The sequence below is a fragment of the Parasutterella sp. genome (assembly GCF_057870745.1).
In genome coordinates this window covers 1-15,705 of sequence record NZ_DBMALT010000053.1, presented here as the reverse complement: position 1 = coordinate 15,705, position 15,705 = coordinate 1, and the positions used below count along the sequence as shown (strand labels likewise).

The 15,705-nt window shown below is 49.8% G+C and carries 11 protein-coding genes and 1 pseudogene; 4 read left to right on the top strand and 8 right to left on the bottom strand.

The features are described 5' to 3' along the window. Positions 1 to 64: 64 nt before the first annotated feature. On the bottom strand, positions 65 to 1,336 hold the full coding sequence (gene dcuC, locus ACZND6_RS11495; protein ID WP_021868275.1) for a C4-dicarboxylate transporter DcuC: 1,272 nt from the start codon (positions 1,334 to 1,336) through the stop codon (positions 65 to 67). Positions 1,337 to 1,621: 285 nt separating this feature from the next. On the opposite strand from dcuC, the gene ACZND6_RS11490 reads away from it, so the two are divergent. The 3 genes from ACZND6_RS11490 (at position 1,622) to narL (ending at position 5,552) form a co-directional block, all read left to right on the top strand. Next, positions 1,622 to 2,902 (top strand): Zn-dependent hydrolase, encoded by a 1,281-nt coding sequence (locus ACZND6_RS11490; RefSeq protein ID WP_293737007.1) that lies wholly within the window; start codon positions 1,622 to 1,624, stop codon positions 2,900 to 2,902. A gap of 143 nt (positions 2,903 to 3,045) precedes the next feature. Continuing rightward, positions 3,046 to 4,908 carry a histidine kinase gene (locus ACZND6_RS11485; protein ID WP_370748521.1) on the top strand — a complete coding sequence of 621 codons (1,863 nt, stop codon included), beginning with the start codon at positions 3,046 to 3,048 and terminating at the stop codon, positions 4,906 to 4,908. Next, the gene (narL, locus tag ACZND6_RS11480) at positions 4,908 to 5,552 is read left to right on the top strand and encodes a two-component system response regulator NarL (RefSeq protein WP_293737009.1); all 645 of its coding nucleotides are present in this window, start codon (positions 4,908 to 4,910) and stop codon (positions 5,550 to 5,552) included. Before ACZND6_RS11485 ends, narL begins: the two co-directional genes overlap by 1 nt. 67 nt (positions 5,553 to 5,619) lie before the next feature. Here the strand turns inward: narL and ACZND6_RS11475 are convergent, their stop codons facing one another. The 6 genes from ACZND6_RS11475 to ACZND6_RS11450 form a co-directional block, all read right to left on the bottom strand. Beyond that, positions 5,620 to 5,931, bottom strand: a complete 312-nt coding sequence (locus ACZND6_RS11475) for a nitrate reductase cytochrome c-type subunit (RefSeq protein ID WP_278660637.1) — start codon at positions 5,929 to 5,931, stop codon at positions 5,620 to 5,622. Positions 5,932 to 5,939: 8 nt separating this feature from the next. Then, positions 5,940 to 6,827, bottom strand: coding sequence for a quinol dehydrogenase ferredoxin subunit NapH (gene napH / locus ACZND6_RS11470; protein ID WP_293705116.1), 888 nt, complete (start codon positions 6,825 to 6,827; stop codon positions 5,940 to 5,942). Further along, a complete protein-coding gene (napG, locus tag ACZND6_RS11465) occupies positions 6,824 to 7,582 on the bottom strand; it encodes a ferredoxin-type protein NapG (RefSeq protein WP_008810629.1) in 759 nt (252 codons plus the stop codon). Before napG ends, napH begins: the two co-directional genes overlap by 4 nt. Positions 7,583 to 7,622: 40 nt before the next feature. Continuing rightward, entirely contained in the window at positions 7,623 to 10,388 is a 2,766-nt protein-coding gene (gene napA / locus ACZND6_RS11460) for a nitrate reductase catalytic subunit NapA (RefSeq protein WP_293737012.1), read from the bottom strand. A 35-nt stretch (positions 10,389 to 10,423) separates the two neighbouring features. Further along, a complete protein-coding gene (locus ACZND6_RS11455; RefSeq protein WP_293737013.1) occupies positions 10,424 to 10,684 on the bottom strand; it encodes a chaperone NapD in 261 nt (86 codons plus the stop codon). Positions 10,685 to 10,846: 162 nt separating this feature from the next. Further along, the gene (locus ACZND6_RS11450; RefSeq protein ID WP_293737014.1) at positions 10,847 to 12,208 is read right to left on the bottom strand and encodes an anaerobic C4-dicarboxylate transporter; all 1,362 of its coding nucleotides are present in this window, start codon (positions 12,206 to 12,208) and stop codon (positions 10,847 to 10,849) included. A gap of 562 nt (positions 12,209 to 12,770) precedes the next feature. Between ACZND6_RS11450 and ACZND6_RS11445 the strand changes: the two are divergent. Beyond that, positions 12,771 to 13,765: pseudogene (locus tag ACZND6_RS11445) on the top strand (DUF362 domain-containing protein). A gap of 141 nt (positions 13,766 to 13,906) precedes the next feature. Here the strand turns inward: ACZND6_RS11445 and ACZND6_RS11440 are convergent. Beyond that, entirely contained in the window at positions 13,907 to 15,610 is a 1,704-nt protein-coding gene (locus ACZND6_RS11440) for an IS1634 family transposase (RefSeq protein WP_489524701.1), read from the bottom strand. Positions 15,611 to 15,705: the final 95 nt, after the last annotated feature.

The following is a 15,705-nucleotide window of genomic DNA, read 5'->3' as shown; positions in this document are numbered from 1 at the left end:
TAAAAACACAAACCGCCCGACCCACAGAAGAGTCGAGCGGTTTTATTTGTTTAATTAGGGTTGATTAAACCATAATCAAAGCCAAGGTAATCACGGCCACAATCATCGGGACTGCGGTACGTTTCACCAACTGAATCGGCGGAACCATTGCGAGACCGGAAAGAAGAATCACAACACCGGCGATCGGGGACATCGTACGGCCGAGAGAGCCGGAGATGAGGGCCAGAGAGCCAAGGTTAGGAACCTGCATTCCGAAGTCAACAGCGTGAGGAGTAACCGCTTCGTTGAAAGCAAAGGTAGCAGCGTCGCCGGAACCGGTAATAACAGCCAGAACGAATGGTCCAAGAGAACCGCCCCAGCGAGCGAGTTCGTTGGAGGCCTTCAGAGCTGTAACAAAAGCATCGATCAAACCGGCACTGCGAAGACCGGCAGCGAACACGCCGGCGGCAATGATGATACCCATAACGTCACCGTAGCCGTTGCCCATACCTCTGAAGAACTCTTTGGAGAACTTCTGAGGATCGCACCAGGAGACGAGCAGCGTGAAGATGGCGCCGAGGACCATAGCCTGAGCAACGCCCATTTTAAGAGCCGGAACGTACTTGTTGCCAAGAACGAGGATGATCAAGGGGATGAGCGGGGCAAGAGCTTTCAGGAAGTTGATCTTCTCGATCGGAGCACCGCCTTCCTTAGCAGAGTAAGCAGCCAGTTCTTCAGCAGTAGGCTTGTTGTCACGAAGAACCAAGCAGACGATCGTAATACCAACCAAACCGATACCCATCATGATGAGCGAGAACGGAGTGTGGAGAGAGATCAAATCCATCACGTTCATCTTGGAGATGCCGGCAACGAAGTTGTTGTGGCTCATACCCGGAGAAAGAATGGAACCGTATGTACCCATCAAAATGGCAGCACCGGCTGCGGCAGGACGGATACCGGCGCGAATCATAACCGGAATGAACGTTGCACCCACAGCAGCAGCACAACCTGCGGCAGAAGGAATAGCAATGTTGACGAAGAAGGTCACGGCAGTAGCGGCCGGAATCAGCAGAATGCCCAATCTCTTGAGCGGAGCTGCAAGCAGGCTAACCAGATGACGATCGCAGGAAGTGTGCGTAACGACGTAAGCAAAGCCCATCGCACCGCAGATTGCCATGATCAAGCTGGCGTTCGTCATGCTCTTGGCAAACTGGTCTAAAGCTGCCATCGGTTTCATAGAGATGCAGCATAAGAACAAGCCGGCTGTGAACAACACCAAACGTGTCTCATAGCGCTTAATTAAGCAGTAAATCGTCGCAATAATGACGAGCACTGCAATCCAGGCTGTAATTGACATTGAAATATACCTATTGATTTTTTGTGTACTGCTTTTTCCGAATTCGGAAAAAACTCTCCCCGGCTGAAATGGAAAATTCACTATTTCGGCCTGCCGTGAGTGTTTCACATTTGTCACTTTTTTGTAATGTGGGTAACCCTTACATCTGCACATTTCTTTTACATTTAGACATAAAATTATTGATCCCGTTTATTTGTGACTTTTACTCATTTCTTCCCATCTTTCGGGGTCTGACTTAACGATTTAGACTCTCACAGATACTCAACATTCACACCAGGAGAACACATGACAACTGACTTCCAAAAAGATTCCCTAGTCTTTGCTCAAAAATGCTTTGATGACGTGCGCGCTATGTCCAAAGACACCACCGGCGTTTCCAGACAGGGTTATAGCCCTGTTGAAACAAAGGTTCTTGAGTACTTCAAAAAAATCGGCGTAGAACTCAATCTCGAAATCAGCACCGACAAGGCCGGCAACGTTTGGATGACCGTCCCCGGAAAAAATCGTAAACTTCCCGCGCTCGTGAGCGGCTCTCATGCCGACTCCGTTCCTCAGGGCGGAAACTATGACGGACTAGCCGGCATCGTCGCCGCTCTGACCGTCGCCCGATGGATGCGCGAAACCGGTTATCAGCCCGAACGCGACTACACGGTTCTGATGATGAGAATGGAAGAAAGCTCCTGGTTCGGCAAATGCTATGTGGGTTCTCTCGGTATGACCGGCCAGCTCACTGAAAAGGATTTAGCCCTCAAACATCGCAGCAACGGAAAAACACTTGCTGAGACCATCAAAGAATGCGGCTTTAATCCGGAAGATCTGACAACCGGCGAGCCTGTTGTCGATCTCGCCAAGATGGCTGCCTTTATCGAACTTCATATCGAACAGGGCCCGACCCTTGATTCTTCCGAAGAATACCGCGTCGGTATCGTCACCGGCATCCGCGGCAACCTTCGTCATAAGACGATTCGCTGCATCGGCCAGACCGCTCATTCCGGCGCCGTTGACAAACAATTCAGACACGACGCCGTGCTCGCTTTTGCCGAATTGGCCTATCGTATGGACTGCTTGTGGGATGAGTGGCTCAAAGCCGGACACGACCTTGTTTTCACGATCGGCGTCGTTCACACTGCCCCGACTTCTGCAATCGCGATCGTTCCGGGCGAAGTTACCTTCTGTTCCGACATTCGTTCTCTGTCTCAGGAGACACTCAACGGCTTCCATGCTTTGTTTGAAGAAGAAGCCCGTAAGATCGGAGAAAAACGCGGCGTTAAATTTGAGTTTGACGGCGTGATCAAGAGCCAGCCGCTCGCCATTCACAAAGAACTCAGCGAGCACTTGGCTAAGTCCGCCACTGAGGCAGGCCTCAAGGTTAAGAAGCTGCCGTCCGGCGCAGGTCACGATACGGTTATTTTCGGCAACCTCGGCATTCCAGCTGCGATGATCTTCGTTGCTAACCAGAAGGGTTCTCACAATCCGAACGAAGCCATGGAAATCACAGACTTCATTCAAGGTGCAGAAGCACTGTGGCACGCAGTCAAGGCTTTCCCGGTCGAAGGCGTCCGCTAAACATTGATTAGCTTTCTATAGGCGTCCGATGCATTGGCTTCAGACGCCTTTTGTTTTGGCCTTTCGAAAAATAATCGAACAATGGTGTTCTCGTCATTAGAATGAACGGAAGTTGCAACGTTCATTCATTGGAGAAGCCGAAAGTGAACCTGAAAAAACTCCTTGTAACTTTCAGCCATTCGCTGTTTTGGCAGATCTCCTGCTTTTTGCTCGTCGTCACTGCCTTTGCCTTCGGAGCCCTCTTCCTCGTACTTCAAATCTCGGAAGATTCGACCGGAAAAGGCAGCGCAATTAATGTGTCGGGCTCTCTTCGTATGCAGAGTTATGTGCTGGCCTTGACAGTCGCACGCAGCTCGGAAGACACCGAGGTTGTTCGCAGTAAGGACATTAAGGCTGCCATTGCAGAATTCGAAAGACGTTTAAACCTGCCGGGGCTAACTCAGGCTATTCCTGAAGAGTCAGACAATGAACTTCGCAAAAGCTACGACCTTATTTCTTTCGATTTCTATTCAAAAATAAAACCGATGGCGCTAGAAACCATTCAGCAGCCGCAAAAGATCCATGAGTTTTTAAATACGGTTCCTAAGTTCGTCTCTGTCATCGACACGTTTGTTTTTGACCTGGAAAAGGATCTCGAATCAAAAAGCAATTTCATCCACGCCGGCCTCATTGCCTTCATGCTTTTGGCCTTCGTCCTTTACTTCGGTGTACGCTATTTCCTGCGTCACACACTGTTTGAACCCTTAGAAGATTTGGCTAACCTTGCCTCTTCCGTCCGAAACGGCGATTTCACAAAGTCGAGTACTTATAGAAAGCACAATGAGATCGGAACACTTTCCGAAAGCATGAACTTCATGATCCGCGACTTATCGCGCATGTACTCATCCCTGGAAGAACAAGTTCGTGAAAAGACTGCTGACTTAAATCGCCAAAACAAAGCGCTCAACCTGCTCTACGGGCTTAAGAACGTCCTCGGGGCCGAGCTCAACCGATCGGTTTTAGAAAAAGCTCTGGACTTTTGCTCCGAAAATTTAGAAGCCTTGAGCTGCGCTGTTTACCTTCGCAACGACGGCGACAAGACGCTTCGTCTTGCCGCGCGATTCAGCCACCATCCGATTGACCCCGAAGAAATAAGAAAGTTTTTTGAAGGCCAAAACGTTCCCTTCGAGAAATACAATTTCTTCAAGAAAAAAGTCCTCGGAAAAGACTGCACACTCGTTCTTGTCCCCGGAGCTGTCGGAACCACAAGGCTGTCTTTTGCTGCAATCTTTTGCGGTGAAGCTCCGGTGCACATCGATCGCGAACTGCTTCGAAGCATTGCACGAGAATTTGCTTTAGCGATCAACAACTCTGAGAAGAACGTGGAGTCTCGCCGCCTGATTCTTTTTGAAGAACGCTCGACAATCGCGCGCGAACTTCATGACTCGATCGCTCAGTCCCTCTCCTTCTCTCGAATTCAAATCACACGTCTGGACGCCGCGCTTAAAAACAAGTCCGACGAAGCTGAAGTCCGCAGCATTCTCGATGAGCTCAAGCTCGGCGTGATCACCGCTTATCAACAGCTCCGTTCAGTTTTGACAACCTTCCGTCTCAAGCCGAAATCTCCAGACCTTCGTGAGAACATTCTTTCCTCTCTGGATGAATTTAAGGAGCGTTCCGGCATCGACTATAGCGTCGAAAATCAGATTCAAAGTTTTGAGCTGGATGCTCAAAGCCATGTACATTTGCTCCACATCCTGCGTGAAGCTCTGACCAACGTCGAGAAGCATTCTCGGGCAAGCGCCGTAGAGGTCACCTTTAAACCGATAGGGGAAGATTCCTTCGAAATACGCGTCTCAGACAACGGGCAAGGATTTGATCTAAAAAGTAAGAAAGGTCATTACGGGTTGGAAATCATGCATGAGCGTGCTAAGGTATTGGGCGGGGAATTGCATGTTGAGCCTGTCATCCCCCACGGAACTTCGGTTGTTCTTCGTTTTAACTCTCAGAAAAAGGCGGTTTCCTGATGGCTAGTGAACATGACATTATTGTTGTAGATGACCACCCGCTCTTTCGCCGCGGCGTCATCCAGTTATTAAAAATGGATCCGTCCTTTAACGTTGTCGCTGAAGCCGGCGATTTCGAAGCAGCAATGGTGGCTGTACGCGGACGAGACCCCGATATCGTTCTTTTGGACTTGAACATGAAGCACACGAGCGGCGTGGAGATCCTAACGGCAATCAAAGCGTTTAACCCTTCTATCCGTGTCATCATGCTCACGGTTTCGGACTCTCCTTCCGACCTGCTCCAATGCTTCCAAAACGGCGCCGACGGCTACCTGCTCAAAGATCAGGAGCCGGAACAGATTCTTGAAGACATTCAGAAAGCCGCAAAAGGCCAAACAGTTCTCTCTGCGTCGATGAATCAGGCCTTAGCCGAGTGCTTAAGAGAAGAGTCCTTCAGCAAAGAGCGCCGCCTCTCCGAGCTTACAGAACGAGAAAAGAGCGTCTTGAAGCTCATTGCGCAGGGCAAGACCAACAAAGAAATCGGCAAAGCCCTTGAAATTTCTGACGGCACGGTCAAAGTGCACGTCAAACATGTGCTCCACAAGCTCTCCTTCCGCTCCAGAGTGGAAGCAGCGGTTTGGGCTAAAGAACAAAAGAATCTTTAGTTCTGCCAATACAAAAAAGCGCACGACCAGAAATTCGGAAGTGCGCTTTTTTGGGTGGCTCTACGCTTTATTTTTGCGGCAGAACTTCAGCGTGGCAGAGCAGGCATTCGTAACGGTTGGGATTGACCTTACCGTCGCTCACATGGCTGGGAGGCAGCGGTGTGGGAGAGCCTTTGGCTACTTTCATGCCCGGTTCGCCGGGGATGTGGCACATCACGCAGACATTCTTTTCCGGAGTAATCGGAATGTAGGCTGCGATCGGATGCGGAATCATCGGGGGAGCAAACTTGGCGAGCTCAGAGGACTGAGCAGGCTGCTGTGCATACACGGCAGGGGCAAAGACCAGTGCAGCAAGAGAAAGCATGAATAATTTTTTCATATGAACTCCTATTGAGTTTTCTTTGAATCTTTAATCGGGCGAATTCCAAACTTAAGGCTGTTTTCCGGGCAAATGCTCACGCATTTACCGCAGTTCGTACATTCTCCGGAAGCGTACATACCGACTTCCGCCGCTTTCTTGAAGTTAATCACTTGCGGTTCGGGGCAGACTTTGATGCAGTCGCCGCAGCGGGTGCACGTATCATTGTCAAACTTGACTTTGGTCAGACCGATCTTTCCCCACAACGCCCAGAAGGCGCCTAAAGGACAGAGATGGCCGCACCAGCCGCGTTTTGTCACGGCAAGGTCAAGCGCAAAGATTCCGAAGACAGCACTCAACAGACCTAAGAATCCTCCGTAAACGATCTCACGCCACAGAATACCTTGCGGGCTGATGGCTTCAAAAGCTGCCGTTCCCGTCACAATAGACAGAATCAGAGCAATCGCCAGAAGCACATAACGCGTACCGGAAGACAGAGACAGAACGTTCGTGTTGATGCCTAACTTCTTACGGCACCAGAAGGCAAAGTCCGTCACCAAGTTCATCGGACACACCCAGGAGCAGAACGATCTGCCGCTTACAACCCAGTAGACAGCAAGGATGATTCCGGCTCCGATCATGGATTCCGGTGAAAGCCAATACTGAGCGACCAAGCGCTGCAGAGCGGCAAACGGATCAGCCAGCGGAACGGTATCAAAGATTCGAGAAGAAGAAAGATCACCTGCAAGAATCGGATGACCGAGGACTTTCCAGCCGAAGCGGAATGTCCCGATGAAGGCGAGCAGAATGCAGAACTGAACAAAACGGCGCGCAATCGTAAAACGATAGCGATGCAGCCATTCTCCGAACGTGCGGGGCGCGTCCAGATGACGAATTACTTTTTTGTTTTCCATCATGGCAGCTCCGAATTCAGGAAGTCGAGGCCTCCCGGAGGAAGCGGCTTCCCGTCTTTACTCGTCATCGGTGCGTCGGGCACAGCTCGAGCATCGAGTTTTTCCTTCCAGCCCAAACGATAGTGGTCGCCGATCTTACCGAGGAACGCATCCGGATCAACAATGTTGATGGAAGGTTTATCGGTCGGGCAGCTATGCACGCACAAACCGCATCCGGTGCACTTATCGGGATGAATTTCCGGTACGAACATCGCATGGTTACTGATCTGACGCGGCTGGCTCACGATCACGATCGCCTTGTTTTGTTCAGGGCAGTCGCGATAGCAGATTTCGCAGCGCAGACCTTGCCAGGACAAGCATGTGTAGTGGTCGATTGCGGCCACACCCATCTTTGCCTCGGTAATGTCGGTTAGTTCGTGCGACAGCGCTCCGCTCGGACAGGCTTTCACGCAGGGAATGTCTCTGCACATGTAGCAGGGAATATCACGCGGCGTAAAGAACGGTGTTCCAGGGGCGGCGATATCGTTGAAACGGGCCAGTTTCAGCGTGTCGTAAGGACATGCTTCCACACACAGTCCGCATTTGGAACAGGCGGTTTCAAACTGATCAGGAGGCAGTGCTCCGGGCGGACGGGGAACAAACCCCTGGGCTTTGGCGGACTTCTGCAGGAATAAATCCCAAATCAGACCGGCGCCCACGCCGACGGCAGCAACTTGCAAACCTTTCTTTAAAACGTCTCTTCGGGTTTGGTTCGTCATGGAAGATACGGAGAGCCGTCCCGGCCCTCCCGTTCAAAAGTTACTGAGCCTTATAGACCTTGACGGCAGATTTCTTGAAATCCGGCTCTTCGGAAATCGGGTCTGTCGCGTCAATAACAACCTGGTTGGTCTGAACTTTTCTATCGAAGAAGGCCAGCCATGTCATTCCTCTCGGCATGAAGTTACGCTGGTTGGTCTGAACAATCGCCTTGACCTGACCGCGGCGGCTTTCGCAAACTGCGACGTCACCGTTCTTCAGGCCGCGTTTTTCAGCATCCTTCGGATTCATGTACAAGAAGGAGTTCGCCTGAGCACGTTCAAGTTCAGGCACTCTCATGGTCATACTGCCGGTATGCCAATGTTCAAGGATACGGCCGGTGCAGAGCCACAGATCATATTCCTTATCCGGCTGTTCAACAGGAGCAGCGTACGGACGGAAGAAGATCTTAGCCTTGTTGGGCAGCGGAACCGGTTTCGGATCCGTGACACCGAACAAGTTGCCGGTCGGGATTGCCTTGAAGAGCTTACCGTAAAAAGCGTAACCGCCTTCCCTGACATACGGGTCATAGTCCTGGTTGAAGCGGTAGAGGGTTTCTTTACCGTTGACAACCGGCCAAATCAAACCGCGTGTTTCGGAGTTCATATAGGTTGTGAAGTCAGCCAGGTCATGGCCGTCGCCCAATGTGAACTTACGATATTCGTTGAACAGGGCCTTTTCAGGGAACCAGTTCAGGTTGCCCGGAGCGGTTGTGCTGTTGATCTTACTGACGAGGTCAGGATCAGGCCAAGCCACCTTCAGGTTATCAGGACGTGCAAAGAGAACGTCATAGAGCGTCATGTCGGGTTTGATGCCCATCTTCTCGGCTTCGTCGAGAACGCTCGGCAGTTTACCGTCGGTGTAGCCGTCAACCTTGAGGCCCGGAACCGGCTGTTCGCCCCAACAGTCTTTAACCTGCAGACGTTTTGCAAATTCCATCATCATCCACAGATCGGTACGAGCTTCTCCGGGAGGATTGGCCATCTGCTGCCAGCCTTGTGTACGACGTTCGGCGTTGCCGTAGAGACCCCATTTTTCGAAGATCATTGCTGCCGGCAGAATCAAGTCGGCGTACTGGCAGGAGAATGTCGGATAGGCATCGGCAACCACAACGAAGTTTTCGGGATGGCGAGCTGCCTTAAGCCAGTGATTGGAGTTCGGTGCAGCCTGGAAGGGGTTGACAACCTGTGTCCAAACGAAGTTGACAGAATTGTCTTCCATACCGCGGAGGATTTCCATGTAAGCACGGCCAACCTTCGGGTTAATCGTCTTTTCAGGGACACCCCAAATCTTTTCACTCTTCACACGAGCCGGTTTCTGAGCAACCAGCAGGTCGGACGGCAGACGGTGGCAGAAAGTACCGACTTCACGAGCAGAACCGCAAGCGGAAGGCTGACCGGTCAAGGAGAAGGCACCGTTGCCCGGACGAGCGTGTTTAGCAAGAAGGAGATGGACGGAGTAGATCAGTTCATTGACCCAAACGCCTCTCTGATGCTGGTTAAAGCCCATGCACCAGAAGCTGAGGATGTCGTTCTTCTTGTCGATGTAGATGTCGGCAAGGTTCTTAAGTTTCTTCTTGAAGTCTTCCAGGCTTTCGTCAGGGTCGCCCTTAGCGATTTGTGCCGTGAAGTCCAAGGTGTAGGGTTCAACGCCTTTTTTGAAGTCTTCAAACGAGATGCTCCAGTGAGCACCGGCTTTGCCGCCCTGCTGAGTCTGTTTGACTTCTTTGCCGGCTAATTCAGGACGGCTCTGAGCGATGGCTTCTTCCTTGCTCAGGATGATGGCGTTCTGTTTAGCCTGAATATCTTTTTCTTTCGGAAATGCAAACTTGTCGGTAGGACGCATACCGTAGCCGATATCCATTCCGCCTGCGGCGAAGATGCAGTGCTTGTTCACAAAGTCGTGATCAATTGCGTCACGGTGAACTATTTCTCTCAGGATATAGTTAAGGATAGCCAAGTCACCATTCGGAGCAAAGATGATCGTTTCATCGGCCATGTTAGAACTCATGTTCTTATAGGTCGTAAGATTGATGATCTTCGTCTCTTTGTGCGTCAGCTTGCGGTCGGCAACGCGAGACCAAAGAACCGGATGAGCCTCGGCCATGTTATTGCCCCACAAAACCATTGTGTTGCATTTTTCAATGTCGGAGTAATTGTTAGCCGGCTCGTCGATACCAAATACCTGGTAAAAACCAACCACAGCGCTCGCCATACAGAGACGGGCATTCGGGTCAATGTTGTTAGAACGCCAACCGGCTTTTACGAGTTTGCTGGCTGCATAAGCTTCCGGAATGGTGTACTGACCGCTGCCCAGAATTGCAACGCCTGTCGGTCCTTTTTCCTTGTAAACACGTTTGAACTGATTCGCCATTTCGGTGAGGGCCTCGTCCCATGTCACCGCTTCAAACTTTCCGTTCTTATCGAATTTCCCGTTTGTACGGCGCATCAGAGGCTGTGTCAGGCGGTCCTTTCCGTAAAGAATCTTGGCATTGAAATAACCTTTAATACAGTTCAAGCCCCTGTTAACGGGTGCGTCTGGGTCGCCTTTTGTGGCAACAACACGGCCATCCTTTACGCCGACCTGAAGCCCGCAGCCTGTCCCGCAGAAACGGCATACGCCTTTCGTCCAAACGATAGCGCCTTCGCTGCTCTGAATCGCAGCTTTAGCAACTTCGCTCAGAGGTATACCAACCGTCATAGCTGCAGATGCAGCCACTCCGGCTTTCAGTAAATCACGACGTTTAACTTGGGGATTATTAATCGTCATATTGTCTCCTGAACAAGAAATCTAATTGGGAAAACTTAAGTATTAGAGGAACAAACTACTGCAGCGTCCTCAAAATTGTGAACAACAAGAGCCGCATCGGCAACACCAGAAAGAGTTGAAACGGCTTTAAAAAGGTCAACTTCCGCTGTGACATCCGGAGCTTCAATCACGATGATGCAGCGATTATGATCGGGGTCCTGTTGGTGGACTTCCACACCCTCTATGGTGTCGAGTTCACGGAGCATTTCGTCATAACGGCCGGGGAAGGCACTAACCAACACTCCGGAATAGTTCATAACAACTCCTTTAAATAATATGAGTGTCCTTTAAGAATCTACCAACACTTGAGCGACAAGCTCAAGCGAGTACTCCATGAGCATAAAACAAAACGAGGGAAAACACTAGGTGTTTTCCCTCGTCTCAAAAATCAGAGCTTTTCTAGAGTACTAAATCTTCTCTTAGATCCAGCCGCGAGCGATCGCCATAAAGTAACCGCAGATCGTGGCGGTGATCACACCGATCAAGCCAGGAAGAATGAAGGAGTGGTTGATCACGAACTTACCAATATGAGTTGTTCCGGAACGGTCGAACTCGATGGAAGCCAAGTCAGAAGGATATGTCGGGATGATGTAGTAGCCATAGCAAGCAGAGCAGCAGCCGACAACCACACCAGTCGGAGTACCGATGCTGATGGCAACCGGAACCACGATGGCGATAGCAGCAGCCTGAGAGTTAACGAGCTTGGAAACTAACAGGAGAACGACTGCGTATGCCCACGGATAGAGCTTGACGTATTCAACGAGGACTTCTTTCAGTTCATTGAGGTGAGCCTTGAAGATCGTATCGGAGAGCCATGCAACACCGAACACGCAGACCACAGCAACCATACCGGAACGGAACACAGAGGTACCGCCGACGGACTTCGGAGGAGTCTTTGTGATCAGGCAGATGAGAGCGCCGGCGCAGAGCATGAACATCTGAATAACCAGAGTCATGGAGAGATGTTTCTTGCCAACCATCGGACGGAGTTCAGAGAAGGCACCAAGCAGAGCAACGACGAGAACAACAGCGAGGAAGATCCACATAGCTGTCCACTGTCTGGAAGGAAGCTTCTTGCCGAGGAGAGTCATGGAATCGCCGTAAACATAGCGCTTGGCTTCCGGATCTGCGATCAAAGCCTGGAACTGCGGGTCTTTGTCGAGGTCTTTGCCGCGGAAGTTGGAGTATGTAGCCATGACGAGCAAACCGATCAAACCGGCAGGAATGGTCAAACTGCAGAGTTCAACCAAGCCGACTTCAGTACCGTTTGCCATCGGATGGCCGGCGATCAAAGCGACCATAGAAACGCAGGCGACGGACACTGGAGAGCAGATCACACCCATCTGAGCAGCGATAGAGGAAGCTGCCATCGGACGTTCCGGACGGATACCGGTCTTGATTGCGACGTCATAAATAATGGGGAGGAGTGTGTAAACCGTATGGCCTGTACCGCAGAGGATCGTCAGTGTGAAGGTACAAAGCGGAGCGAGGAAGGTCACAACTTTAGGACGTTTTCTCAGAATCTTTTCAGCGATCTGAAGCATGCAGTCCAAGCCGCCGGAAGCCTGCAGTGTAGAACCTGCTGCCACCACGGCGATGATGGTCAGAATAACGTCGACCGGCGGTTTACCCGGAGGAAGACCTAACCAAGGTTTCGGACCGAACATAATCACAATCAAGCCGATGCCGGAGAACAAACCCAGGAACATACCGCCGCGCGGAGCGGAGATGAAGAGGAATGCAATCAGCAGGGCAAATTGGAACCAGAAATAAATACTCATGGCGAATTTCTCCTGTCTAAACTTTCAGAGATCTTTTTACAAATTGTTTCCATCTGAAACAAACGGAATAATCCGCCGATTTGTTTTTGTAAACAAGTGAAAAGTTCAGTTTGCACGATACATCAGGGAAATTACCTAGACTTTACGGATTAAATTTTGAGCCTAATTATTTGTTTTTAAGTATTCTTTTTGAAGAATGAGAAGGGTTTTCAATTTCATGGGAAACGTAATTTTATTAGGTGCTTCTACCCATATTTTGATGATCTAAACGCCTACAAATTAGCCCTTTTCCTAGACATATTTGTTTTCAAACTGGCTTTTCCGTCTTGCATTTTTGAAACATTTTGGTTTAAAAGCACGATGAGTTAGCCACTTTTTTCAGGAATCGGGGAGAAAAAGTATTTCCAACTTCTCAGAGTGTCCATTCTCATGAATCTTAATGGAGACCGTTCATTTATACTAAAGCTTTATGAAAAAGAATAAAAAATAAATATTGGACATGAAAGGGCCCCACCGGTAAATTTTGTTTCATCAGCCACCTCTCTCCATAGGACCCACGATCATGTTGAAAAGAAGACAAGTTTTACTCGCGGTTGGCGCCTCCGTTTCCGGCCTCTCCCTCCCCGCTCTTGCTCAAACCGTCGACAGTTCTTTAAAAAGAACACCCATCGAAAACATCAAACTGACGCACCTAACAGACAATAAGAATGCCCCGGTTGTCTTTTATTCTCCGAGCGTCTCGCCCCAAGCCGTTTTAGACATATTCAAAGCCGTCGGACTGCCCGCACAAGGCAAAGTCGGTTTGAAGGTTGTATTCGGAAATCAGCGTGACCGCGCAAAAATGATCGATCCGGCTCTCCTGAAGCCGATCGCTGATGAACTTCATGCAACGCTGATTGAGAGCAATTACATGGACAGCGCCCGCTCGAACGCGGCTGCTCATTTGGCAACCGCTAAATCCCTCGGTTATGACAAGGTCGCTCCGATCGATATTTTGGATGCCGAAAAAGAAATAGCAATTCCGGTGCACAACGGCTACCACCTAAGGAACTTCATTACCGGATCGCACCTGGCTGATTACGACACGCTGGTTTCAATCGTTCGTTTCAAAGGACATAACTTACAGAGATACAGCGGAGCGACAAAAACCTTTCCATCTGTCTGGGAACGGCCAGAGGTGCGTGCCAGGTACACAGTGCCGGCGTAGTCACGGACTACTACCATCCCTCTTCTCCCAAAGGGACTTCCGAATCTATGGCAGACGCCGTGAGCGCGGCCCTTGACTACAAGAAAGGACGCTGGGTGTTTATTAACATCATCAACGCCTTGAAACCGGTCGACGGCTGCCGCGGAACGGCGGATCGTCCTGATCTCGGCATCGTTGCTTCCACGGATCCGATTGCTGCCGACCGAGCCGCGCTTGATATCGTCTATGGTCTTACCTCTGATCCGGAACTGCGCAAAGAATGGGAACGCGAACATTCCGTCGACGTTCTCGATTATGCCGAAAGGAAAGGACTCGGCTCTAAGGCCTACCGTCTGCAGAAAATTGACTGACAAGTACGGTCTTTGCCTAAATTTACGGCGCCGCCGCATCGAATAAACCCGAGTTTGGCAGAATCTGGTAAATAAAAAGCTCTCAACTCTTTGATTATCGGCAAGTTCAGAGCTTTTTTAATTTATTGTCTTGTGTACATGCTAGAGCATGTCCCTAACCAATTCCGGAATTGCCTCCTCTGTTGTAAGTCTTACACCCAAGCAGCGCCCCATTTCTTTGAGATTAACTAAGCGGGCCGGCGGTACGAGTCCCACTGTTTTAAAGAGTATTTCAAGCTGATTTGGCTGCTTCCTGCGTTCTGCAAGTTCAGCCTTAAGTTCTTCTTGATTCAATCCCTCCAAGCCCTTCCTAATGTTTTGCGGTCTCGAGCACTGCAAGAACATTAATTCATCGCCGCTTTTTATGGGTACGGTCGTCGCAGAATTCAATGCACGTATGATTTCCGGGATTGTCAGCGGAGTACCTGATTTATTCAATTTCCACTGCAGCAGTTTGAGAATCCCCAACGCAATCACACAAATAAGTATGTGGCCTTTAATGTGGTTTGAGTTCCTCACGTACATGGGCCGTAAGCCTAGATGAGATTTCATAATTCGGAAGCAACTCTCGATCTGGTTCAGCTCGTGGTAGGTGGCGGCCAGGCGTCCGTCCGGCACAGCGTTAGTTTCCTGACAGTTAGGTGCATTCTTGTAAACGAGAGCTGCGTACCCGGCAAGACGGCGTTTGGCTTCGAACGTCTCTTCATCAATTCCTTCTATTCTCGCCTCTGTTTTTTCCGAAGTTTTTGCAATGGAAGCCCAGCCGGAGCTCTTGGGTTTAACTTTTACTCCCTGGGCTTGTTTCTTCAGCACAAGCTGCTTCCAGACTTCAAGGACTGCCAGATCTCGTTTTTGTCTCTTCTTATCAAAGGTCAGAACTAAAGTACATTTAGTATCTTCAGCCTTGCGCTTTCCTTTCTTAGTCCAGTCTTTGACGACCTTGAAGCGGGCGACTTGCTCTCCTTGTTTGATGATCGGAATATAACCCTCAGGGTCGAACATTGCCTTTGTTGTCTTCTGGTCCAGATTGCTTACTTTCTGTGCCATCAGGAATCCGAGGTCGTTGCTCTGAAGCATCTTTAAGTTCGCTGCAGAATTAAGGCCCCGGTCGGCTACGACGATGCTCTCTTTAACGTTGTATTTCTGTTTCAGAGATTCAATTGAAGCGGCCATGGTTTTGAACTCGGATGCGTTTCCGGCGTAGACATAAAAGTCAATCGGGATGCCTTCTTCATTAATCACTAACGCGATGGAGGTTAACGGAAGGTCAAAGCGATGCTCTTTTGAAGGACCTCTCATTCGAAGGTATTCGATTTTCTGCGCCTGAATTTTCTTAATGAAATCATCCGTTTTTTGGCCGGGCACCAGTCTTCCTTCCTTGTCAAAGCATGCAGCATCCAACTCGCCGTTTTCATAGGCCAGCTGCACCTCTTCCTGAAGCCGGTCTTGGAAATCCATCTGCTGTCTGCCGCATTCCAAGTCAGTAAGCGCCGTTTCAAAGTAGACATTGGTAACGTCGTAAAAAATCAACGTAGCTTTTGTTTTCCCAAGCTGATTATTGATTGAGCGATTGAAGAATCTCATGATTGAGTCCTTATGCTCAAACAAGTAATCGTAAGAATCGTAGTAACTGTCTAAACCGATGCCTTGAACCGGCGCTCCTAAGAAACCGTCCTGATCTCCGAATGAGTAAAAAACGGAGTGCGGATCAAGAATTTTCAAGAAGCACAGGTAGGAGACAACAGCGTTTAAGTCGAATTTTGCTTTTGTTTGTCTGTGCTGGATATCTTTGAACTTTCTATCCACTGCTGTCCAAAATAATTTGCTCTTTGACTTTGGCCTCAACATTTACAGTTAATCCAGGCCCCAGAAAGTTAAAAGTCATAAACAAGCCCCTGCTA

Excerpts from the sequence above, each read along its gene's own strand:
- dcuC (WP_021868275.1), bottom strand. The coding sequence starts at position 1,336 with ATGTCAATTACAGCCTGGATTGCAGTGCTCGTCATTATTGCGACGATT.
- ACZND6_RS11490 (WP_293737007.1), top strand. The coding sequence starts at position 1,622 with ATGACAACTGACTTCCAAAAAGATTCCCTAGTCTTTGCTCAAAAATGC.
- narL (WP_293737009.1), top strand. The coding sequence starts at position 4,908 with ATGGCTAGTGAACATGACATTATTGTTGTAGATGACCACCCGCTCTTT.
- ACZND6_RS11475 (WP_278660637.1), bottom strand. The coding sequence starts at position 5,931 with ATGAAAAAATTATTCATGCTTTCTCTTGCTGCACTGGTCTTTGCCCCT.
- napH (WP_293705116.1), bottom strand. The coding sequence starts at position 6,827 with ATGATGGAAAACAAAAAAGTAATTCGTCATCTGGACGCGCCCCGCACG.
- napG (WP_008810629.1), bottom strand. The coding sequence starts at position 7,582 with ATGACGAACCAAACCCGAAGAGACGTTTTAAAGAAAGGTTTGCAAGTT.
- napA (WP_293737012.1), bottom strand. The coding sequence starts at position 10,388 with ATGACGATTAATAATCCCCAAGTTAAACGTCGTGATTTACTGAAAGCC.
- ACZND6_RS11455 (WP_293737013.1), bottom strand. The coding sequence starts at position 10,684 with ATGAACTATTCCGGAGTGTTGGTTAGTGCCTTCCCCGGCCGTTATGAC.
- ACZND6_RS11450 (WP_293737014.1), bottom strand. The coding sequence starts at position 12,208 with ATGAGTATTTATTTCTGGTTCCAATTTGCCCTGCTGATTGCATTCCTC.